Raw genomic sequence first — 21,800 nt, forward strand, 5'->3', positions numbered from 1 at the left:
GACCGGCGCGCCACGCTCAAGGGGGTCCGGACCACGCGGTCCGGGCCCCCTTCTCCGTTTGCGCGCTCACAGCGTGACGCGGATCCCGACCGTTCCGTCCAACCCCCTGCGCAGCCGGCTGCCCAGCAGGGTGAGGCGGCCCACGACGCCGTACTTGCGGGCGAGCAGGCTGCGATAGCGGGCGGTGGTCGGCGCGTCGCAGATCTCGGCGGTGGCCGGGATCTGCTCGCCGGTGGGGTTGCCGCGGACGTCACAGGGACCCACGAGGACGTCGCCGCGGGCCCGGATCCGCTTCACCTTCCAGGAGTCCGCGACCGACCAGACGCCGAGCGCGTCCCCGTCCCGCACCACCCACACGGGTGTGGCGACCCCGGTGCCGTTCTTGCGATAGCTGGTGATCAGCAGGTACTTGCCCGCTGCCAGCCGGTCGAGTGCGTTGTCAGCCATTCCCGAAGTCTAGGCATCCGTGCGCCCCACCCCCCTCGGCGGCATCGGCTCGCGGTCCCGCCGGACCCGGCGCGCGTACCCGGTGTCGTCGCGCTGCGGCACCCCCGAGGGCGTGCGGGCGACCGTCACGCAACGGCGGGCGGAGCAGCGCCGACCACCGGAGCAGCGCCGGTGGTCGGAGCAGCGCCGGTGGTCGGCGGCCCGGTGGGAGGACCCGCGGCTCAGCGAAGGGCGGCCGCCATCCGCCGGACACCCTCGGTGAGGACCTCCGGCGAGGTGGCGATGTTCAGACGGACATGCCCGGCCCCGCCCGTGCCGAAGTCGGGCCCGGGACTGAGGGCGACCCGCCCCCGCTCCAGGAAGACCGCGGCCGGATCGTCTCCGAGACCCAGTGCCCGGCAGTCGAGCCAGGCGAGATAGGTGGCCTCCCCGGCCCGGTACCCGACGCCGGGCAGGTGCTCGGCCAGCAGGGCGGTGAGCAGGCGCCGGTTGTCGTCGAGACCGGCCAGCAGGGCGTCCAGCCACCCCGTGCCCTCGAGCAGGGCCGCGGTGTGGGCCAGCACACCGACGTGGCTCGGTCCGTGGGACACCTCCTCGGGCAGCAGCGCCAGGTCGGCCGCCGCCTCGGGACCCGCGACGGCCAGCGCCGCCTTGAGCCCGGCCAGATTCCACCCCTTGGAGGCCGACATCAGCGACAGACCGCTCTCCGAGCCGGGGACGGCGAGGTAGGGCACGAAGTCGACCCCCGGCGCGGTCAGCGGCGCATGGATCTCGTCGACGACCACCCGCACGCCGTACCGCCCGGCGAGCGCGGCCACGGCGGCCAGTTCCCGCCCGGTGTGCACGGTGCCGGTCGGGTTGTGCGGGCTGCACAGCAGGTGCGCGGCGCGGCCGCCGCCGGCGACCGCGCGCCGGTAGGCGTCCTCCAGCGCGGCGAGGTCGAGCCGGCCGTCCGCGTCGAGGGGCGCCTCGGCGATCCGCCGGTCCATGTGGGTCACGAACTGGAAGAACGGCGGGTACACCGGCGGGTTGACGACCACCGGGTCGCCGGGCCCCGTCACCAGCTTCAGCATCTCGACGACGCCCAGCATCACATCGGGCACGATCGCCGTCCGCTCGACCGCCAGCCCGTCCCAGGCCCACCGCTTCGCCGCGAACAGGGCCAGCGCCTCGGCGTAGGCCGTGCCCGCCGGATAGCCGGTGTCACCGAGCGCCAGGGCCCGCGTCACCGCGCCGACCACCGGTTCGGCGAGGGGCACGTCCATCTCCGCGACCCACAGCGGAAGGACGTCCGCGGGATGGGTACGCCACTTCATGCTCGTACGACATCGGAGCCGGTCGAGCGTGAGGGCCTGTAAAGGGTTCGGTGCACCGGGCGTCTCGTGCGGGATGCTGGTCATGGGGCACAAGATAGGGGGCTGTGGTGTGACCTGGGATCACCTGAACGGGACAGCTGTGGTGGACGCCGGCGGCATCGCGGAGATCGCCTGCGACGAGTCGGGTTCGGACGGCGAGAACCTCACCGGCGGGAACACCGACGTGTTCGCCCACGCGAGCGTGCTGCTGTCGGCCGATGCGGCCGCCGGACATGTACAGGAGATCCGCAACCGGATCCGTTCGCCCGCCGAGGAGTACAAGGCGAACCATCTGCTCCGGGAGAAACACCGGGCGGTTCTGGAGTGGCTGCTCTCGGCATCGGGCCCGCTGTACGGGCACGCCCACGTTCACCTCGTCGAGAAGTCGTTCTTCGTCGTGGACCGGGCCGCCGACCTGCTGCTCGGCGACCCCGGGGCGGCCGTCCCGCTGTTCCGGCACGGGCGGCGGACTTTCACCGAGGCGGAATGGAGACAGTTCCTGGAAGCGGCCAACCAATTGCTGTGGGTGCGCCACGAGGACCCGTCGGACGGGCCCGTCGGGCATTTCTTCCGCACGCTCGAGGAACTGCGGCAGCGGTATCCGGGGACGGCGGTGGCCGAGACGCTCTCGCGGCTCGCGCAGGAACGCTCCCGTGCCCTCGCCTACCGGGCCGGAATTCAGGACGGACCGTTCGTGCTGACCCCGGTGCTCAATCCCCTGCTGCCGTCGATCCTGCACACGGCAGCACACTGGAGCGCCGGCGGGCGCCCGGTCCGGCTCGCGCACGACCGGCAGAACATGCTCACCCCGGAGCGGATCGCCTGGATCGAGGGCGCGGCCCGGGTGCGGGGCATCCGCCTGGCCGGACTCCGGCTCGTCGTCTCGCGGTTCGACGCGCGGGTGCAGCTCGCCGACTTCCTGGCCGGTATCGCCCGCCGGATCGCCTCCGACGAACTCAACGGCCGCGGCGACCCGGCGCTGACCGCGCTGCTGCGCCCCTACACCGGGGCGGCGGCCGTGTGGGGCGACGAGCGGAGCTGGGCGCGGCTCGGGCCCGCGGCGGAATCAGGAGGACGGTCCGCGCCGCTCAACTCGCCGGTCTAGATTGCTGGTTGGCACTTCCCGCTCCCCATCTTCCGGACAGGAGCCGACCCGTGACCGACAACGCGCCGACCGCCGAGGCGGCCGCCCAGGCGCCGCACCTCCGTATCGACACCTCCCGGCCGCACACCGCCCGCATCTGGAACTACTGGCTCGGCGGCAGGGACAACTACGAGGTCGACCGTGCCGCCGGAGACCGGATCCGGGAGTTGCATCCGGGCATCGGCGCATACGCCCGCGCCGACCGGCTCTTCCTGGGCCGTGCCGTGAGGCACCTGGTGACCGAGGCCGGTGTCCGGCAGTTCCTCGACATCGGGACCGGACTGCCCACCGCGGACAACACGCACGAGGTCGCGCAGCGTCTCGCCCCGGACTCCCGGACCGTCTACGTCGACAACGACCCGCTGGTCCTGGCGCACGCCCGCGCCCTGCTCACCAGCACCCCGGAGGGCCGCACGGACTATCTCGACGAGGACCTGCGCAACGTCGACGCGCTCCTCGCACACGCCGCGAAGACGCTGGATCTCGACGCGCCGGTCGCCCTGATGCTGCTCGGCGTGGTCATCTTCGTCGGCGACGACGAGGACCCGTACGGCCTGGTGCGGCGGCTGGTCGGCCGGCTGCCCGCGGGCAGTCATCTGGTGCTCTCGCACACCGTCACCAGCCCGGCGATGCCGGACGTGGACGAGGCCGTCGCCTTCTGGAACGAGCACGGCACCCCGAAGCTGACCCAGCGCGCACCGAAGGACGTGGCCCGCTTCTTCGACGGCCTGGAACTGCTGGAACCGGGCGTGGTGTCCTGCTCACGCTGGCGTCCGGAGGGGTTCGCGGGCGGGGCCGAACCGGACGAGGTCGCGATGTTCGGCGGGGTGGCCCGCAAACCCTGAGGTGATCACTTCCGCGCTGAACGCTGCGGGCCCCTCGCACGTATGGAGGTGAGGGCACTCAACGACCGGAGCGCCCCGCGGTGTTGAGGCCGTGCGTTCGGGGTTTCGGGAGCCAAGACATGAGGCATGTACGACGACGGACCGTCCGGCGAGTGACACGGCTGGCGGCCGTCGGCGGACTCCTCCTGGGAGGGGCCATGGTCACCCAGGCGGCCATGGCGAGCGAGCCGGGCGGCACGGCCGCGGCGCCGCGCAGTGCGGCGGAGTCCGTCGTCACGAATCCGGGGGCGGCCCTCGTCAAGGAGCTCGGCACCGCGCGTACGGCGGGCACCTGGCTCGGCGCCGACGGACGCCCGGTCGTCGCCGTCACGGACGAGGAGACGGCCGACACGGTCCGGGCGGCGGGCGCCGCGGCCAAGGTCGTGTCCCACAGCATGAACGAGCTCAGGTCGGCCACGGACACCCTGCGTTCGGCGCCCAAGGTGCCCGGCACCGCCTGGGTGATGGACTACCGGACGAACCAGATCGTCGTACAGGCCGACAGCACCGTGTCGGCCGGTGACTGGTCCCAGCTGACGCGGACGGCCACCGGCATCGGCAGCTTCGTCCGCATGGAGCGCACCACCGGCGAGTTCACCACCCGGATCAACGGCGCCCAGCCGATCCTGTCGACCGGCGGACGCTGTTCGGCCGGCTTCAACGTGACCAACGGGACGAACGACTTCATCCTCACCGCCGGGCACTGCGGACCCACGGGCTCCACCTGGTTCGCGGACAACCAGGCCAAGCAGCAGGTGGGCCGGACGGTGAACTCGAACTTCCCCGGCGGCGACTTCTCCCTGGTGCAGTACGCGAGCGGCAAGGCGGGCGCGGGCGCCGACGTGGTGGCCATCGGCAACGGCAACGGGGTGCGGATCACGGGCACCGGCGACGCGGCCGTCGGCCAGCGGGTCTTCCGCAGCGGCAGCACCAGCGGGCTGCGTGACGGGGAGGTCACCGGTCTCGACGCGACGGTGAACTACCCGGAGGGCACGGTCAGCGGGCTCATCGAGACGAGCGTGTGCGCCGAACCGGGCGACAGCGGCGGTCCGATGTTCTCCGACGGCGTCGCCCTCGGTATCACCTCGGGCGGCAGCGGCGACTGCACCACCGGGGGGACGACGTTCTTCCAGCCGGTGACCAGGGCACTGGCTCAGCTCGGCGTCCAGCTGATCGTGGCCGCTCCCTCCGACAACGCCGGTGCGTCCACGTCGTCCGCCGATCCCGCGCCGTCCGCCTCCTCCACCCAGGCGGGGCTCTCCCCGGGCGCGGCGTCGCCGGGCACGACCACTCCCGTGACGGAAACCGGAGTCGGTCAGACCCTGGCCGCCCGGCTGACCGATCCCAGGAACATCGGCCCCGGTCTGCTGGTCATCGCGGGCAGTATGGTCGCCCTCGTCGCGACCCGGTACTTCCGTGCCGAGCAGGACCGCAAGGCCTACCAGCGGTACTACTCGGCGACGTGGGGGTGACCGCCGGGGGATGCCCGGTGCGGGGCGCCGCTGTCGGGCGGCCCCGCGGCCGGGTGGCTGTCAGGCCGCTTCGACGGAGGACGGAGCGGCGGCCCACTCCAGGACGAGCCGCTGGTATTCCGCACGCTGCTCGACGCTCAGTGTCCCGCCCGACCGGAGCCACAGGGCCCGGATCTCCTCGTTGACCTCCGCGGCCGATCGCTCGGAGAGGGATTCAACAGTGGTGGACATGGCGTGAAGCTTACGGCGTCGGAAGTGAAGACCACGTGAGTCATCACGAACGAACCGGACATAACGGACGTGTTACTGATCACGTCCATCTGTCAACCCCCAGCGCACCGTTCACCCCTCCGCGGCCCCGAGGACCAGCACCTGGATGGCCAGCACGGCGGCGCCGCGCGCCCAGTCGTGGAAGTCCGACACCTTGGTCTCCAGGGCCACCGGGGCGGCCAGCGGATGCCGGTGGGCGCGGACGGCCGCCTCCACCGTCGCCCCGCCGACGTCCATCAGACCGACCCCCTCACCGGCGAGCAGGATCTTCTGCGGCATGACGAAGTGGGCGATCTGCGCGATCAGGGTGCCCAGCGCGCGGGCCGCCTCGTCGACGACCCGGGCGGGCATCGGCTCCCCGGCCGCGGCCAGGGCGAGAATCTCCTCGTACGTGTGCGCACGGCCCGTCGCGGCCTGCACCTGGTAACGAATGCTCGGGATGGTCAGCAGCGAGACGGCGCTGCCGCGTTCCCCGTCGGGGGTGAGCGGGCCGCTGGGGTCGATGATGATGTGCCGGCCGAAGCCGCCGTCCTCCTCGACGCAGGGCACCCGCCTGCCCGACAGGACCAGGCCGTAGCCGAAGCCCGCACCGATGGTGAGGACCACGAACCGGTCGAGCCCGCGGCCCGCGCCGAACCAGGTCTCGGCCTCCACCAGGGCGGCTACGTCGTTCTCCAGGACCACGGGCAGTCCGGTGCGCTCCTCGACCAGTGCGGCCAGCGGGATGTCCCGCCACCCCAGGAAGGGCGACTCCCCGACCGTGGCGCGGTCCTCGACGCGCCCGCCCACCCCGATGCCGATCCCGGCGAGGCCGGGATGGGCGCGGGCCAGTTCTTCGGTCATCTCGCCCAGCAGCGCGACCACCTCGTCGGGGTCGTGCGTGCGCAGCGGGCGGTCGTGGCGGGCGACGATGTCGCTGCGCAGGGTGGTGACGACCCCGTACACCATGTCACCGGTGATCTTGAAGCCGATGAAGGAGCGCGACTGGGCGACCACGTCCAGCGGCTGCGAGGGGCGCCCCTGCCGCGTCTCCTCCGCGACACCTCCGTCGGGCACCTCGACCAGCAGTCCCGACTCGATCAGCGGTTTGGTCAGCCGGGTGAGGCTGCCGGCGGACAGGTTGAGCCGGCGCGCGAGGTCGGTGCGCGAGAGGGGGCCGTGGACGAGCACCTCGATGGCGACCGAGCGCTCCCCCGGGCTCAGCGGCAGCCAGCTGGCGGTACCTGTGGTCATGAGGGTCAGACTCCCACACACTTGCTGATTTCTTTTGCATTGGAAATATCTAGGCCAGCATAAGGGCCGTACGGCCGCCACAAAAGATGTTCACCGACCTCTTGACGGCTGGATTCTTTCGCCGCAAAAGTAAGTGCCCGAGGACGAGCCGCCGCGGACAAGGGAGTCTCACGATGACCATCGCCTCCAACAGCCCTCCGTCGCGCCTGCCGCCGAGCCTTGGGCGGACGGTGACCGGGTCGAGGCCGGACCGGCGGCCGGGGGCGGCCGAGAGCCGGGGGGACGGACGGCTCGCCGCCGTGTTCATCGCCCCGGCCCTGCTGGGATTCGTCGTCTTCCTGCTCTGGCCGACGCTGCGCGGGATCTACCTGAGCTTCACCCGCTTCAACCTGCTCACACCGGCGGAATGGGTGGGCTTCGACAACTACGTGCGCATGGCGCACGACCCGATCTTCTGGAGCTCCCTCAGGGTCACGGTCGTGTACGTGGTCATCAACATCGGGGTGCAGACCGTCTCGGCGCTGGCGATCGCCGTACTGCTCCAGCGGCTGACGCAGTCGGCGCTGCTGCGCGGGATCGTGCTCACGCCGTATCTGATGTCGAACGTCGTCGCCGGCATCGTCTGGCTCTGGATCCTGGACACCCAGCTCGGCGTCGGCAACGAGATCGTCGCGGCGCTCGGTCTCGACCGCGTCCCGTTCCTGGCGGACGAGACCTGGGCGATCCCCACGATCGCCCTGATCAATGTGTGGCGGCACGTCGGCTACACCGCGCTGCTGCTGTTCGCCGGTCTGCAGGCCATCCCGAACGACATGTACGAGGCGGCGAAGGTGGACGGCGCGAGCGAGTGGCGGATGTTCTGGCGGATCACCATGCCGCTGCTGCGTCCGGTCCTCGCGGTCGTGCTGATCATGACGGTGATCGGTTCGTTCCAGGTGTTCGACACCGTCGCCGTGACCACCAGGGGCGGCCCGGCGGACGCCACCAACGTGCTCCAGTACTACATCTACGGCGCCGCCTTCGGCCGCTTCCAGTTCGGCTACGCCTCCGCGATGTCGGTGGCCCTGCTCGTCGTGCTCAGCGCGATCACCTTCGTCCAGTACCGGCTCACCCGAGCCGGACAGACCGACCTCGGCTGAGCGGAAGGAGTCGACATGACCGCTGTGACCGTCCCGACGGCACCGGCACCACAGGCGACACCCGTACGGCCCGTCAGGCGCCGGCCCACCCCCGGGCGGATCGTGGCCTGGGCGGTGCTGGCCGTGATCGTGCTCGTCACCCTGTTGCCGTTCTACTGGATCCTGCGCACCGCGCTGTCCACCAACTCCGGGCTCGCCGCGAGCCCGGGGGATCCCCTGCCGGTCGATCCGACCGCGGGCGGCTTCGAACGGGCCCTCGGCCTGCAGTCCACCAAGGAGGCGATCGCCCAGGGCGGGGCGGGCGGCGGACTGAGGTTCTGGCGGTATCTGCTCAACTCGGTGGTCGTCTCGACCCTCGTCACCGTCTGCCAGATCTTCTTCTCCGCCATGGCCGCGTACGCCTTCGCCCGCCTGCGCTGGCGGGGCCGGGACAAGGTGTTCGCCCTGTTCCTCGCCGGTCTGATGGTGCCGGCCATCTTCACCCTGCTGCCCAACTTCGTGCTCATCAAGGAACTCGGCCTGGTGGACTCCCTGCTGGGGATCGCCCTGCCGACGATGTTCATGACGCCGTTCGCGGTGTTCTTCCTGCGCCAGTTCTTCATGAACGTGCCGCGCGAGGTCGAGGAAGCGGCCCTGCTCGACGGCGCGGGCAAGGTGCGGATCTTCTTCCGGGTGCTGCTGCCGATGGCGTCCACGCCGGTGCTGACCCTGGCCGTGCTGACGTACATCACCTCCTGGAACGACTACTTCTGGCCGCTGATGGTGTCCTACAGCGACGGCTCGCGGGTGCTCACCGTGGCGCTGGCCGTGTTCCGGGCGCAGACCCCGCAGACCGGCACCGACTGGTCCGGCCTGATGGCGGCGACGCTGATCGCGGCCCTGCCCATGCTCGTGCTCTTCGGGTTCTTCGCCCGCCGCATCGTCAGCACCATCAGCTTCACCGGGATCAAGTAATGGGGACGGACATGCGGATACGGATGCGTACGCTCACCGCACTGGCCGGGGTGCTCGGGCTGTCCCTGGTGAGCGGCTGCGCCCAGGGGGGCGCCGGGTCGTCGGCGGACACGGTGACGTACTGGCTGTGGGACGCCAACCAGCAGCCCGCCTACGAGGCCTGCGCGAAGGACTTCGAGCGGCAGAACCCCGGACTCACCGTGAAGATCACCCAGTTGGGCTGGGACGACTACTGGACCAAGCTCACCGCGAGCTTTATCGCGGGCACCGAGCCGGACGTGTTCACCGACCACATCCAGAAGTTCGGCCAGTTCGCCGACCTGGAGGTGCTGGAACCGCTCGACGACCTCGGCATCGAGGACGCCGACTACCAGCCGGGGCTCGGCGCCAACTGGAGGGGGCAGGACGGCCGGCGCTACGGGGCCCCGAAGGACTGGGACACCGTCGCCCTCTTCTACAACCGTGAGCTGGCGAAGGCCGCGGGCCTCACCGCCGAGCAGCTGAACGGCCTGTCCTGGAACCCGCAGGACGGCGGCACGTTCGAGAAGGCCATCGCCCACCTCACCGTCGACAGCAAGGGCAGGCGGGGCGACGAGCCGGGCTTCGACAAGAACCACGTCGAGGTGTACGGCCTCGCGACCAACGGCGGCGGGGACGGCGACGGCCAGACCCAGTGGAGCACCTTCACCGCCTCCGCCGGCTGGACCTACACGGACCGGGCGCGGTGGGGCACGAAGTACCGGTACGACAGCAAGACCTTCCAGTCGGTCGTCGAGTGGTACTTCGGCCTGGCGAAGAAGGGCTACATGGTGCCCTTCACCGACTACAACTCCCAGTCCAACCAGGCCAACACCCAGGTGGCCGCGGGCAAGGCGGCCGCCGCCTTCGACGGCGCCTGGATGATCTCGTCCTACGACGGTTTCAAGGGCCTGGACATCGGCACCGCCGTCACACCCGCCGGCCCCTCCGGCAAGCGCGCCACGATGATGAACGGACTCGCCGACTCGATCACCAGGAACGCCCGCAACAAGGCGGGCGCCAAGAAGTGGGTCGCCTACCTGGCGTCGGACGAGTGCCAGCGGACGGTGGGGAGTTACGGGATTGTCTTCCCGGCCACGCCCGACGGCACGAAGGCCGCGGTGGCGGCGTACGAGAAGAAGGGCATCGACGTCGGCGCGTTCACCGAACCGGTCGCCGACAAGAAGGACTTCACCACCTTCTCCTACCCGATCACCAATTACGCGGCCGACGTGTACGCCCTCATGCACCCCGCCATGCAGGACATCTTCGGCAACGGCGCGTCCGTGAGCGGTCTCGACCGGACCAACAGCCAGATCAACCTCGTTCTCGACCAGTGAAGGGCACAGCCACCCATGACGTTCTCCCTCGGCATCGTCGGTGCCGGACAGTTCTCGGGCCAGTTCGCCAAGCTGTTCCTGGCCCACCCCGGCGTCGGTGACGTGTACGTCACCGACCTGCTGCCCGAGCGGGCCGAGCGGCTCGCCGCCGACGTGGGCCTGACCGGGACGTTCCCCTCGTACGAGGCGATGCTGGCGTCCGAGGCGGTCGACGCGGTCGCCGTCTTCACCCAGCGCTGGACGCACGGTCCGCTGGTGCTCCAGGGCCTGGAGGCGGGCAAGCACGTGTACTCCGCCGTCCCCATGGCGATCACCGCCGAGGAGATCGCGGCGATCGTCGACGCCGTCAAGGCGACCGGGCTGACGTACATGATGGGTGAGACCAGCCAGTACAACCCGGCGACCGTGCACGCCCGCAACCGGATCGCGGAGGGCGCCTTCGGGCGGATCTTCTACGCCGAGGGCGACTACGTCCACGACATGGACCTCGGCTTCTACGACGCGTACCGGTACAGCGGCGGCGAGAACTGGAAGGCGACCGCCAGCTATCCCCCGCTGCTGTACCCGACGCACTCGGTGGGCGGTGTCCTGGGCGCCTGGGGGACGCACGCGGTGAGCGTGTCGGCGATCGGTGTCGTCGACGGGCGGGGGGACGGTGTCTTCGACAAGGAGGTCAGCCGGTTCGGCAACGACTTCTCCAACGCCACCGCGCTGTTCGAGGTGGCGGGCGGTGGTTCGTTCCGCACCAACGAGTTCCGGCGGGTGGGATACCCGTCCCACATCCGCGAGTCCCGTTTCCGCTTCTTCGGCACCGAGGCGAGCATGGAACAGCTCGCGACGGTGGCGCTGTGGCAGGACAAGAACGGGGTGCAGGACATCAGCGAGCTGCTCGAACCCAAGCCCACCCTGTCCCCCGACGACCCGTCCCTCCAGCACGTCGCGCCCGATCTGCGGGCCGCCTTCACCTCGGGTTCGGCACCGGTGCACGACCGTGCGCGGCTGCCGCGGGAGTTCGACGAACTGCCCAACGGGCACGAGGGCAGTCACCACTTCCTGGTGGACGACTTCGTGACCGCGGTCGGCACCCGTACGCTGCCGTCCGTGAACGCCTGGGTCGCGGCCCGCTACACCCTGCCGGGCATCGTCGCACACGAGTCCGCGCGGCAGGGCGGGGCCAGGCTGGAGATCCCGGACTTCGGGGACGCGCCCGGGGCGTGACGCCCGGGAGGACCGGGCGCCCGCGCCGCTTCAGCGACCTGGGGGGACTCAGGTGCCCGGCTTGCGGCCGTACACGAAGACGTCGTCGCCGTTCTTGAGCAGCGACCAGTACTTCTTGGCCGTCGTGGTGGTCATGTTCACGCAGCCGTGGGAGCCCGGCGGGTTCCACATGCTGACGCCGACCGAGTGGAAGGCCTGGCCGCCGTCGAAGAACTGGCTGTAGGGCATCGGCACGTTGTAGATGGTCGACACGTGGTCGATGTGCCGCCAGTAGATCTTCTTCAGACCGGTGCGGGTCTCGTACCCGTTGCGGCCGGTACGGACCGGCACGGGACCGTAGACGAGCCTGCTGCCGTCCTGGATCCAGCTGATCTGGAGGGTGAGGTTGACGCAGGCGATGCGGCCCTTGTTGGTCGGGCACTTACCGGCCTTGTTGGGCTTGTTGCCGACCGCCTTCTGCTTGTTCATGAGGTCCATCACGCCCCAGGTGACGGGCCCGGCGTAGCCGATGTTCGGGGTGATGCCGTGCTTGGTCTGGAAGGCCCGGATGGCCTTGCAGTCGGTGGACGACTGCTTGCCGTCGACAGGCCGGCCGAGGAACTTCTCCACCTGCTTCTGGTACGGCCCGGCCTGCGTCGTACAGCTCGCGGCCTGGGCCGGCCCGGCGCCCATCGCCAGCGTCAACGGCGCGACCAGGCCCGTGAGCCCGAGCACGACGGCCCCTCGTCTGCGTATGTCCCCCATGGCTGCCCTCTCCCTGGCACATCAGTGGCGATCTCTCCCTCCTAGACATCTCCACGGGGGCGACGGTTGTAGGCCGATCCGCGCTGTGACAGAACGGTGAACTTTCCCTCAGTCAGCCAGGCACTCGCGCAGCAGCCGCACCGCCCGGTCGAGGGCCTGCGCGGTGGCCGTGAACGGCAGTCGCAGGTGGTGGACGAGGGTCGTCCCGTCCGCGGCGAAGTGCGGGCCCGGGGTCACGGCGAGTCCGCGGGCCGCGGCCCGGGTCGTGAGGTCGACGGCCCGGGTGCCCGTCCCGAGGTGCAGCCACAGGGTCAGTCCGCCCTGCGGGAGCTCGTACGTCCATCCGGTGCCGTCGAGGAGATGTGCCAGGTGGTCGCGCTGGGCGCGCAGCCGGGCCCTGCGGTCGGCGAGCACGCCGGCGAAGCCGCTGTCGTCGGCCAGCAGCTCGCAGGCGACGAGCTGTTCCAGGGGCGGCGGGGACAGCAGGGCCTGGAGGGGGTTGGCGCGCAGGCTCCGTACGAGGTCGGCCGTCGTGCGGATCCAGCCGATGCGCAGGCCGCTCCACACGGTCTTGGCGGCCGAGCCGATCTGGATCACACCGGGTCCGGCGAGGTGCGGCTCGGTGCCGGGCGGGGTGCGCAGGTCGAGGTCGCGCATCGTCTCGTCGGCGATGACGGTCAGCGGGAGCCGGGCGACCCGCGCGCGGGTGGCCCCCGACATGTGGGCACCGGTGGGGTTGTGGAAGTCCGGTGTCAGGTAGGCGAGCCGTGCGCCCCCGGTGCGTACGGCGTCCTCGAGGCGGTCGGTGTCCCAGCCGTCCGGCGCCGACACGGGCAGCGGCAGCAACCGGGCGCGGCGGCGGCGCAGCGCGGCCAGGGCTCCGGGGTAGGTGGGGCTCTCGACGGCGACCGGGCGGCGGCGGTCGGTGTGCAGCTGGTCGAGGAGCAGGGTGAGCGCGGACTGGGCGCCGGAGGTGACGAGGATCTGCTCCGGGCGGGTGGGCAGGCCGTCTTGGGTGTAGCGGTCGGCGAGCAGTGCGCGCAGCCGGGGCAGCCCCGGGCCGGCGGTGCCCGCGTCGACCAGGAGGGTCGCGGCGCGTCCGGTGGCGCGGGCCAGGGCGGCGAGGTAGGCGTCGTGCGGGGCGGCGGTGACCGCGAGGGTGAGGTCGAGTGCGGTGCCGGCCGCCCCGCCGAGGTCCTGGGACCAGGGGGCGGTGCGTTCGGTGAGCCGGCCGGGCAGCCGTACGGTGCTGCCGCTGCCGTGCCGGGTGCGCAGCCAGCCCTCGTCCCGCAGAAGGGCGAGGGCGGCGACGACCGTGCCGCGGCTGAGCGGCAGGGCGCGGGCCAGGTCGCGTTCGGAGGGCAGCCGGGTGCCGGTCGGCAGTCTGCCGTCGGCCACCGCCTCCCGCACGGCGTCCGCGAGGGAGCGGGCCAGCGGTCCGGGGCGCTCGCGCCAGGCGCCGAGGGCGGCGACGAATCCATGGTGCACCGGTCCAGTTTCCCTCAGGTGGATCAGTCACGGCCCGGTGCCCCGTCCTAGCCTCCCCGTATGCATCGCACTCTCGCCGACGATCTCTCCCGGCTTCCCGACCTCCTCCAGTCCGCCCGTGACTTCGCCGTCCGTGAGGTGAGCGGCCTGGCCGAGCGGCCGGTGGTCCGCCTCGACCGGGCGCCCGGGCGGGTGGGCCTGCCCGACGAGGGGACCGGCGCCGAGGGCGCTCTGGCACGGTTCGCCGAGCACTGGGCGCCCGGGTTCTCCGGCTCGGCCGGGCCGCGCTACCTCGGCTTCGTCACGGGCGGGGCGACGCCCGCGTCGGTCGCCGGGGACTGGCTGACCGGCGCCTACGACCAGAACGTCTCCGGGGCGGGCGGCTCGTGGGCGGCGGCGCTGGAGCGCGAGACGGTGGCCTGGCTGCGTGAGCTGTTCGGGCTGGGCGAGACGCACGGCGGGGCGTTCGTGACGGGCGCGACGGTCTCCACCACCGTCGGTCTCGCCGTCGCCCGTGAGTGGCTGGGCGAGCGGCTGGGGGTGGACGTGTCGCGGGAGGGCGTGGCCGCGCTGGGGCCCGTGGAGGTGCTGTCGGGCAGCCCGCACTCCAGCGTCGCCAAGGCGCTCTCGGTGCTGGGCATCGGCCGGGACCGGCTGCGGCAGGTGCCCGTCCTCGACGGCCGGGAGGCCGTCGACGTCGACGCGCTCGAGGCGGCGCTGGCCGCGCTGGACGGACGGCCGGCGGTCGTCGTGGCCAACGCGGGCACCGTCAACACCGTGGACTTCGACGATCTGCGGGCGATCGCGGCCCTGAAGGAGCGGTACGACTTCTGGCTGCACGTGGACGCGGCGTTCGGCGGTTTCGCCGCCCTCTCCCCCGCGTACGCGCACCTCGTGGACGGGCTCGACCTGGCCGACTCGGTCTGTGTGGACCTGCACAAGTGGCTCAACGTGCCGTACGACGCGGCCGTGCAGTTCACCCGCCGCCGCGACCTCCAGGTGCGGGTCTTCCACAACGCCTCGCCGTACCTCGGGCTGCCCACCGGCGAGCCCGACTTCGTCCATCTCACACCGGAGAACTCGCGGCGGCTGCGGGCGCTGCCGGCCTGGTTCTCCCTGGTGGCCTACGGGCGGGACGGGCACCGCGAGATCGTCGAGCGGAGCGTGGACCTCGCGACCCGGCTCGGTGCCGGGATCGCCGCGCTGGACGGGCTGCGGCTGCTGGCCCCGGTGCGGCTGAACGTCGTCTGCTTCACCCTCGCCGACGACCCGACGCAGGAGCGGGTCGGCGCGCTCGCGGAGGCCGTGGCCGCGTCCGGGGAGGCGTTCCTGACGCCGACGGTGTACGGCGGGGTGCCGGCGCTGCGGGCCGCGTTCAGCAACTGGCGTACGTCGCGGGCGGACGGGGAGCGGGTGCTGAAGGCGCTCACCGCGGCATTTTCCGGCTGATCGTCACCGTGTCCCGCTGCTGCGGCAGTTCGCGCCGGGCGCGGACCGGGGAGAGGAAGACGGGCAGGAAGTTCACCGCCAGCAGCGCGCCGCCCACCCAGAGGGCGGCCCGCACTCCGGCCAGTTCGCCGATGAGGCCGGAGACGGCGGCGCCCACGGCCAGCGCCCCGGTCAGGAGGAAGCGGAAGGTGGCGTTCATCCGGCCCAGGAGGGCATCCGGGGTCATCCGCTGACGCAGACTCACGCCGAGGACGTTGTCCACGCCGGTCTTGAGCAGGGTCAGTACCCAGGCCGCCCCCGCGATCCACAGCCAGGGCCCCCGGCCGACCAGGGGCACGAGCAGGGCCGCGGGTGCCAGGGACGCCCCGGTGAGGCCCAGTGCCCGGCCGTGTCCGAGACGTGCCGCCAGCGGGCGGGCACACCACGCGCCGAGCAGCAGCCCGAGCCCGCCCGCTCCCCAGAACAGACCCAACGCGCCTGCGGAGAGGCCGAGTTCACGGACGAACAGGATCGGCAGCATGGTGGTGACGATCTGCGAGCCGAAGTTGCTGAGGGCGGCGGTGAGCGCGAGCGCCCGCAACTCCCGGTCGCCGAGGACGTGCCGTACGCCCTCCGCGATCTGGACGCCCAGCCGGCTCTCGGGCGCCGGGCGCGGCGGTTCGTCGCCCGGCCGCAGCGCGCAGAGCCGGAGCGCGGAGACGAGGTGGGCGCCGGCCGCACAGAGCACGGCCACGGGTGCGGTGAGCAGTTGGACGAGTCCGCCGCCCGCGCCGCGTCCCGCGATGTTGCCCGCGGCCTGGAGGCTCACGACGGCCGTGTTGGCCCGCACCAGGGCGGCGCGGTCGACCAGCCGTGGCAGCACGCTCTGCGAGCCGACGTCGAAGAACACGGTCGCGCACCCGTTGAGCAGGACCACCGCGTACAGCTGGGCGAGGGTGAGCGTGCCGGACCACCAGGCGACGGGCACGGAGGAGAACAGCACGGCCCGGCCCAGGTCCGCGCCGATCAGGATGCGGCCGTGCCGCATCCGGTCCACCCAGACCCCGGCCGGCAGCCCGATGAACAGGAAGGCGGCCGTGCTCAGCGCCGCCAGGGCACCGACCTGTCCGGGTCGCGCGTCGAGCGCGGTCACCGCGACGAGAGGCACGGCGACGTAACTCACGTTCGTGCCGAGTTGGCTCAGCGCGGTGGCCGAGAACAGGACGCGGAAGTCGCGGACGCGCCAGGGTGAGGCGGTCGGCTCGGTGGGGGTGTGCACGGTTGCACGCTGCCCGACGTTCTCCGGGCGGACAAGTGAAAAGATCTGCACGGGCGGTTAAGCGCCTCTACCACGTCAACAGGACGGAGACCGTGCGGAGATGTCCGCTTTTCTGCAGCAACTCCCCGCTCTCATCGGTGTCGTGGTCGGTGCCCTCGGCTCGTATCTGGCGATCGTGCGCAGCGACGGGGCCCGGTTCCGGCGCGAGACGGCGGCCCGGTGGGAGGAGCGGCGGCTGAGCGTGTACGGCGACTACGCGCGAGCGCTGAAGAAGTCGGTGAACCTGACCTACCGCGTCGCCTCCCACCTCGGCAACGACCCGCACCCGCACCCCCTGTCCCCCGCGCAGGCCGAGCCGCTGCTCGCGGAGGCGACCGACGGGCGCGACCCGGCCGGCGAGGCGCTGATCATGCTGGGCAGCCGGGAGGTGGTGGAACGGGCGCGGGTGTGGGTGACCACGGTGATGGAGATGGAACGGTTCATGCGCGAGGGGACGCACGACCCGCAGGCCTGGCAGGCGCTGCTGGAGCGGCAGCGGGCCGGTCGCGAGGGCTACTACGCGGCCGTGCGCGAGGATCTCGCCCTGCCTCCGGGGCACCCGGCGCGCTGGGCGACCGGTCCGCTCTCCGACGCCTGAGTCCTCAGCGGTAGCCGGTGGTGTCCGCCGCCTTCCCGGGGTCCTGCACCTCGACCATGTAGCGCCAGGCGTCCGGGCGGCTGCCGTCGAGGTCGGTGAAGCCGTACACCGGGGCGAGGCCCCCGCTGGACAGGGACCCCCCGTTGAAGCGGGCCACGTCGGGGTCGGCGGCCAGGGCGGCGACCGCCCGGCCGACATAGCGCGGTGTCTCCGAGATGGCGAAGTGGGGGACGCGGTCCAGGGCGTCCCGCCAGTTGTCCTCGCGGACTCCGAACTGTTCGAGCATCAGCTCCGACCGCAGCCAGCCGGGGGTGAGCGCCACGGCGGTGGCGCCGCGCGGCCCGAGTTCGTGGCCGAGGGAGAAGGCCATCCGCAGGACGGATGTCTTGGCGAGGTCGTAGAAGAAGTTCACGCGATAGGTGTCACGGTTGTACTCGGCGGTGCCGTCGGTCATCTCGACGACCAGCCCGCCGGGCCGGCGCAGCAGCAGCGGCAGCGCGTGGTGGCTGGTGATCGCGTGGGTCTCGACGGCGAGCCGGAGCAGCCGGAGCCCGTTGTCCAGGTCGTGCTCCCAGACCGGGGTGTCCCAGGCGAAGAGGTGCTCGGCGCCCCAGATGTCGTTGACGAGGACGTCGAGGCGGCCCTGCTCGTCCGCGACCCGGTCGACGAGGGCGCGGACCTGGGCCGGGTCGAGGTGGTCGGTGGGCACGGCGATGCCGTGGCCGCCCGCCTCGGTGACCAGGTCGGCGGTGTCCTCGATCGTCTCGGGGCGGTCGCTCTCGGAGCGCCGGGCGCGGGTGGTGCGTCCCGTCACGTAGACGGTGGCGCCCGCCGCCCCCAGTTCCACGGCGATACCGCGTCCCGCACCCCGTGTCGCCCCGGCGACCAGGGCGACCCTGCCTTCCAGCGGACCGGACATGTCCGACCTCCTGCGCGTGTTCCGTCGGTGTCGTCATCGAGGATCGATGGCGTCAACGAGGATCGCGCGCAAGCCGGACACCTCCTGTCTGCTTTTCCCCGCCGGGTCACCCGGTCGGACGCGGGCCGCCGTCGCCGTCAGTGCCCCCGGGCGATCCACTCCTCCAGATGGGGGGCCTCCGCGCCGATGGTCGTCGTGTCGCCGTGCCCGGTCAGCACCTTCGTCTCGGGCGGCAGGGCGAGCAGCCGGTCCCTGATGGAGTTGATGATCGTCGGGAAGTGGGAGTAGGAGCGGCCGGTGGCGCCCGGTCCGCCCTGGAAGAGGGTGTCGCCGGTGAAGAGCACCCCGAGGCCCGGGTCGTGGAGGCAGACCGCGCCGGGCGCGTGCCCGGGGGTGTGCAGGACGGTGAGGTCGGCGCCCGCGGCCTCGATGACCTGGCCGTCGGCCAGGTGGGCGTCGGGCTCGCGGTCCGGGTGGGTGAGCTTCCACAGCGGCAGGTCGTCGGGGTGCAGCCAGATCGTGGCGCCGGTCGCGTCGGCGAGGGCGGGCGCGGCGGAGACATGGTCGTTGTGGGCGTGGGTGCACACGATGGCCGTCAGCCGGCGGTCGCCCACGGCGGCCAGGATGGCGTCGGCGTCGTGCGCGGCGTCGATGACGATCGCCTCGTGGTCGTCGCCGACGATCCACACGTTGTTGTCGACGTCCCAGGTGCCGCCGTCGAGGCTGAACCGGCCCGAGGTGACGACGCGTTCGATGCGTGCGGCCATCACAGCACCACCACCGAGCGCAGCACGTCTCCGTGGTGCATCCGCTCGAACGCCTGCTCCACCTCGTCGAGTCGGATGGTCTCGGTCACGAACGCCCCCAGATCCAGGCGGCCTTGCAGATGCAGGTCGATCAGCATGGGGAAGTCGCGGGAGGGCAGACAGTCGCCGTACCAGGACGACTTCAGGGCTCCGCCGCGCCCGAAGACGTCCAGCAGGGGCAGCTCGAGCTTCATCTCCGGCGTCGGTACGCCGACCAGGACGACGGTGCCGGCCAGGTCCCGGCCGTAGAAAGCCTGCTTGTAGGTCTCCGGGCGGCCGACGGCCTCGATCACCACGTCCGCGCCGAAGCCGCCGGTCAGCTCGCGGATCGCCTCGACCGGGTCGGTCTCCTTGGAGTTGACCGTGTGCGTGGCGCCCATCCTGCGGGCGGTCTCGAGCTTGCGGTCGTCGATGTCGACGGCGATGATCTTCGCCGCGCCGGCCAGGTTCGACCCGGCGATCGCCGCGTCGCCGACACCGCCGCAGCCGATCACGGCGACCGTGTCGCCGCGGCCCACATTGCCGGTGTTGATCGCCGCGCCGATGCCGGCCATCACCCCGCAGCCCAGGAGCCCCGCCACCGCCGCCGACACCGACGCGTCGACCTTCGTGCACTGCCCGGCCGCCACCAGGGTCTTCTCCGCGAACGCCCCGATGCCCAGCGCCGGGGACAGCTCGGTGCCGTCGGTCAGGGTCATCCGCTGCTTCGCGTTGTGGGTGTCGAAGCAGTACCAGGGCCTGCCGCGCAGACACGCCCGGCACTGCCCGCACACCGCCCGCCAGTTCAGGATGACGAAGTCGCCGGGAGCGACGTCGGTGACGCCCTCGCCGACCGACTCCACCACACCCGCCGCCTCATGACCGAGCAGGAAGGGGAACTCGTCGTTGATCCCGCCCTGCTTGTAGTGCAGGTCGGTATGGCAGACCCCACAGGCCTGCACCTGCACCACGGCCTCGCCGGGACCGGGGTCGGGGATCACGATCGTCTCCACCCGTACCGGCTCGTTCTTCCCCGGCGCGATCACTGCGCGCACTTCCTGCGGCATGGTGCTGCCCCTTTCGTCGGCGGTCGTCCGTCCCGCTGCCGACCCTACGCGTGACTGATCGGTAAGGGCACGGGCGGCAGGGCCGGCGCCCGCCCTGAACACGCCCTTCCCGGCCGTACCCGCGCGGCGGCCGACGTAGCCTGAGGCCTGCGACCCGACCTCCCGAGGAGACCCGTGACCATCGCAGAGACCGCCGGTGACCGGCCCCCGTGGCGGCTGTTGCTCGACTACGTACGGCCACACCGCCGGTCCCTGCTCGCGGGTGCGGCGCTGTCCCTCGTCACCGGGGCCACCGGGCTGCTCCTGCCCCTGGTGGCACGGAAGTTGATCGACGACCTGGGCCAGGACCGTTCGATATCGGGTGCGTTGCTCGCGCTGACCGCGCTCGTCGTCGCCAACTCCGCGGTGGGTGCGCTGGGTTCGTTCGTGCTGCGGCGCACCGCGGAGTCGGTGGTGCTCGGCGCGCGGCGGGCGCTCTCCTCGTATCTGCTGCGGCTGCGGATCACGGCCGTCGACCGGAGCGAGCCCGGCGATCTCATGGCCCGGATCACCTCCGACACGACGCTGCTGCGCGAGGTGACCACCGACTCGCTGGTGGGCCTCGGCACCGGCGGGCTGACGCTGGCCGCCACGGTCGTGATGATGGGCCTGGTGGACCCGGTGCTGCTGGGGGTCACGCTGGCCGTGATCGTCTGTGCGGGGACGGTCCTGGGCGTGATCGTGCCGCGGATCAATCGGGCGAGCCGCCGGGCGCAGGACGCGGTCGGCGTGATGGGCGCCTCGCTGGAGCGGGTGCTCGGCGCGCTGCGCACGGTGAAGGCGTCGGGCGCCGAGCACCGGGAGGAGGAGACGCTGCACGCGGCGGCCGAGGAGTCCTGGCGGCAGAGCGTGCGGGCCGCCAAGTGGTCGGCGGCCGCGGGCAACACGGCCGGCCTGGCGATGCAGACGGCCTTCATCACCGTCCTCGCGGTGGGCGGCGCGCGGGTCGCGACGGGCGCCATCGAGATCGGCACGCTGGTGGCGTTCCTGCTGTACGTCTTCTATCTCATGTCGCCGATCCAGCAGGTCGTCGGCGCGATCACCCAGTACCAGACGGGTTCGGCGGCCCTGAGCCGCATCCAGGAGGCCCTGCGGCTGCCCGCGGAGCCGGCGTCCCGGCCCGAGCCGCTGCCCTCGCCCGCCGCCGAACCGGCCTCGCTGGGTTTCGCCGACGTCCGGTTCCGGTACGCCGACGACCTGCCGTATGTCCACCACGGGGTGACGTTCACCGTGCCGCCCCGGGGCATGACCGCGTTCGTCGGCCCTTCGGGCGCGGGCAAGACCACGGTGTTCTCGCTCATCGAGCGGTTCTACGACCCTGAGTCCGGCACGATCGCCCTCGACGGGCGCGACCTCGCGGACTGGGACCTGTCCCGGCTGCGGTCCTCCATCGGCTACGTCGAGCAGGACGCCCCCGTGCTGTCGGGCTCGCTGCGCGACAACCTGCTGCTGGGGAACCCTTCGGCGGACGACGACGCCGTGCGGGGCGTGCTGAAGACGACCCGGCTGGAGGGCCTGGTCGAACGGCTGCCGCAGGGTCTGGACACCCTGGTCGGGCATCGCGGGACGAAGCTGTCCGGCGGCGAGCGGCAGCGGGTGGCCATCGCCCGCGCGCTGCTGCGCCACCCGAGGCTCCTCCTCCTGGACGAGGCGACCTCCCAGTTGGACGCGGTGAACGAGGCGGCGCTGCGTGACACCGTCGCCGATGTCGCCCGGACGACCACCGTCCTCGTCGTCGCGCACCGGCTGTCGACGGTCACCATGGCCGACCGGATCGTCGTCATGGACGCGGGCCGGGTGCGCGCGGTGGGGACGCACCGTGAGCTGGTGGCGGGCGACCCGCTCTACGCGGAACTGGCCGCCACGCAGTTCCTGGCGACGGTCGACTGAGCGGGCCCGCACGCGAACGGGGGCCGCCCGGTGCTCCGGGCGGCCCCCGC

The 21,800-nt window shown here is 72.0% G+C and carries 20 protein-coding genes; 10 read left to right on the forward strand and 10 right to left on the reverse strand.

Annotated features, from left to right (window positions below):
* Positions 1-66: 66 nt before the first annotated feature.
* Positions 67-447, reverse strand: a complete 381-nt coding sequence (locus tag ASD48_RS25135) for a PPOX class F420-dependent oxidoreductase (protein ID WP_057603980.1) — start codon at positions 445-447, stop codon at positions 67-69.
* 221 nt (positions 448-668) lie between these two features.
* Entirely contained in the window at positions 669-1,847 is a 1,179-nt protein-coding gene (locus tag ASD48_RS25140; RefSeq protein WP_057603981.1) for an aminotransferase class I/II-fold pyridoxal phosphate-dependent enzyme, read from the reverse strand.
* A 25-nt stretch (positions 1,848-1,872) separates the two neighbouring features.
* Here ASD48_RS25140 and ASD48_RS25145 point away from each other — a divergent pair, with 25 nt between their 5' ends.
* The 3 genes from ASD48_RS25145 to ASD48_RS25155 all read left to right on the forward strand — a co-directional run bounded on the left by ASD48_RS25145 (position 1,873) and on the right by ASD48_RS25155 (position 5,302).
* Positions 1,873-2,907, forward strand: a complete 1,035-nt coding sequence (locus ASD48_RS25145) for a hypothetical protein (protein ID WP_242432727.1) — start codon at positions 1,873-1,875, stop codon at positions 2,905-2,907.
* Between the two features lie 50 nt (positions 2,908-2,957).
* Positions 2,958-3,791 carry an SAM-dependent methyltransferase gene (locus ASD48_RS25150; RefSeq protein ID WP_057603983.1) on the forward strand — a complete coding sequence of 278 codons (834 nt, stop codon included), beginning with the start codon at positions 2,958-2,960 and terminating at the stop codon, positions 3,789-3,791.
* Positions 3,792-3,910: 119 nt separating this feature from the next.
* Positions 3,911-5,302, forward strand: a complete 1,392-nt coding sequence (locus ASD48_RS25155; RefSeq protein ID WP_057603984.1) for a S1 family peptidase — start codon at positions 3,911-3,913, stop codon at positions 5,300-5,302.
* Between the two features lie 60 nt (positions 5,303-5,362).
* Here the strand turns inward: ASD48_RS25155 and ASD48_RS43660 are convergent, their stop codons facing one another.
* Positions 5,363-5,533: a hypothetical protein gene (locus ASD48_RS43660; protein WP_020129024.1), complete on the reverse strand. Its 171-nt coding sequence runs from the start codon at positions 5,531-5,533 to the stop codon at positions 5,363-5,365.
* A gap of 111 nt (positions 5,534-5,644) precedes the next feature.
* Positions 5,645-6,805, reverse strand: coding sequence for an ROK family transcriptional regulator (locus tag ASD48_RS25160; RefSeq protein WP_057603985.1), 1,161 nt, complete (start codon positions 6,803-6,805; stop codon positions 5,645-5,647).
* A 173-nt stretch (positions 6,806-6,978) separates the two neighbouring features.
* Here ASD48_RS25160 and ASD48_RS25165 point away from each other — a divergent pair, with 173 nt between their 5' ends.
* Genes ASD48_RS25165 through ASD48_RS25180 form a run of 4 tightly spaced genes read left to right on the forward strand, consistent with a single transcriptional unit; the run spans position 6,979 to position 11,474 of the window.
* A complete protein-coding gene (locus ASD48_RS25165) occupies positions 6,979-7,944 on the forward strand; it encodes a sugar ABC transporter permease (protein ID WP_057603986.1) in 966 nt (321 codons plus the stop codon).
* A 15-nt stretch (positions 7,945-7,959) separates the two neighbouring features.
* Entirely contained in the window at positions 7,960-8,898 is a 939-nt protein-coding gene (locus ASD48_RS25170) for a carbohydrate ABC transporter permease (RefSeq protein WP_057603987.1), read from the forward strand.
* Positions 8,899-8,921: 23 nt separating this feature from the next.
* Positions 8,922-10,256: a sugar ABC transporter substrate-binding protein gene (locus tag ASD48_RS25175; RefSeq protein WP_242432728.1), complete on the forward strand. Its 1,335-nt coding sequence runs from the start codon at positions 8,922-8,924 to the stop codon at positions 10,254-10,256.
* A 15-nt stretch (positions 10,257-10,271) separates the two neighbouring features.
* Complete coding sequence (locus tag ASD48_RS25180; protein WP_057603989.1) at positions 10,272-11,474, forward strand: Gfo/Idh/MocA family oxidoreductase; 1,203 nt, start codon at positions 10,272-10,274, stop codon at positions 11,472-11,474.
* A gap of 48 nt (positions 11,475-11,522) precedes the next feature.
* Here ASD48_RS25180 and ASD48_RS25185 read toward each other — a convergent pair whose 3' ends face one another.
* Positions 11,523-12,218 carry a L,D-transpeptidase family protein gene (locus ASD48_RS25185; RefSeq protein ID WP_057603990.1) on the reverse strand — a complete coding sequence of 232 codons (696 nt, stop codon included), beginning with the start codon at positions 12,216-12,218 and terminating at the stop codon, positions 11,523-11,525.
* Between the two features lie 108 nt (positions 12,219-12,326).
* The gene (locus tag ASD48_RS25190; RefSeq protein WP_057603991.1) at positions 12,327-13,706 is read right to left on the reverse strand and encodes a PLP-dependent aminotransferase family protein; all 1,380 of its coding nucleotides are present in this window, start codon (positions 13,704-13,706) and stop codon (positions 12,327-12,329) included.
* Positions 13,707-13,766: 60 nt separating this feature from the next.
* Between ASD48_RS25190 and ASD48_RS25195 the strand changes: the two genes are divergently transcribed.
* On the forward strand, positions 13,767-15,155 hold the full coding sequence (locus ASD48_RS25195; protein WP_057603992.1) for a pyridoxal-dependent decarboxylase: 1,389 nt from the start codon (positions 13,767-13,769) through the stop codon (positions 15,153-15,155).
* Here the strand turns inward: ASD48_RS25195 and ASD48_RS25200 are convergent.
* Entirely contained in the window at positions 15,133-16,413 is a 1,281-nt protein-coding gene (locus ASD48_RS25200) for an MFS transporter (RefSeq protein ID WP_057603993.1), read from the reverse strand. The genes ASD48_RS25195 and ASD48_RS25200 overlap by 23 nt on opposite strands.
* Positions 16,414-16,513: 100 nt before the next feature.
* Here ASD48_RS25200 and ASD48_RS25205 point away from each other — a divergent pair, with 100 nt between their 5' ends.
* Positions 16,514-17,050: a hypothetical protein gene (locus ASD48_RS25205; protein WP_057603994.1), complete on the forward strand. Its 537-nt coding sequence runs from the start codon at positions 16,514-16,516 to the stop codon at positions 17,048-17,050.
* Between the two features lie 4 nt (positions 17,051-17,054).
* Here ASD48_RS25205 and ASD48_RS25210 read toward each other — a convergent pair whose 3' ends face one another.
* The 3 genes from ASD48_RS25210 to ASD48_RS25220 all read right to left on the reverse strand — a co-directional run bounded on the left by ASD48_RS25210 (position 17,055) and on the right by ASD48_RS25220 (position 19,821).
* Positions 17,055-17,969: an SDR family oxidoreductase gene (locus ASD48_RS25210; protein ID WP_057603995.1), complete on the reverse strand. Its 915-nt coding sequence runs from the start codon at positions 17,967-17,969 to the stop codon at positions 17,055-17,057.
* A 137-nt stretch (positions 17,970-18,106) separates the two neighbouring features.
* A complete protein-coding gene (locus tag ASD48_RS25215; protein ID WP_057603996.1) occupies positions 18,107-18,736 on the reverse strand; it encodes an MBL fold metallo-hydrolase in 630 nt (209 codons plus the stop codon).
* Complete coding sequence (locus ASD48_RS25220; protein ID WP_028806711.1) at positions 18,736-19,821, reverse strand: S-(hydroxymethyl)mycothiol dehydrogenase; 1,086 nt, start codon at positions 19,819-19,821, stop codon at positions 18,736-18,738. Before ASD48_RS25220 ends, ASD48_RS25215 begins: the two co-directional genes overlap by 1 nt.
* Positions 19,822-19,995: 174 nt before the next feature.
* Between ASD48_RS25220 and ASD48_RS25225 the strand changes: the two genes are divergently transcribed.
* Complete coding sequence (locus ASD48_RS25225) at positions 19,996-21,750, forward strand: ABC transporter ATP-binding protein (protein WP_057603997.1); 1,755 nt, start codon at positions 19,996-19,998, stop codon at positions 21,748-21,750.
* Positions 21,751-21,800: the final 50 nt, after the last annotated feature.

This window comes from Streptomyces sp. Root1310, from assembly GCF_001426425.1.
GTDB lineage: Bacteria > Actinomycetota > Actinomycetes > Streptomycetales > Streptomycetaceae > Streptomyces.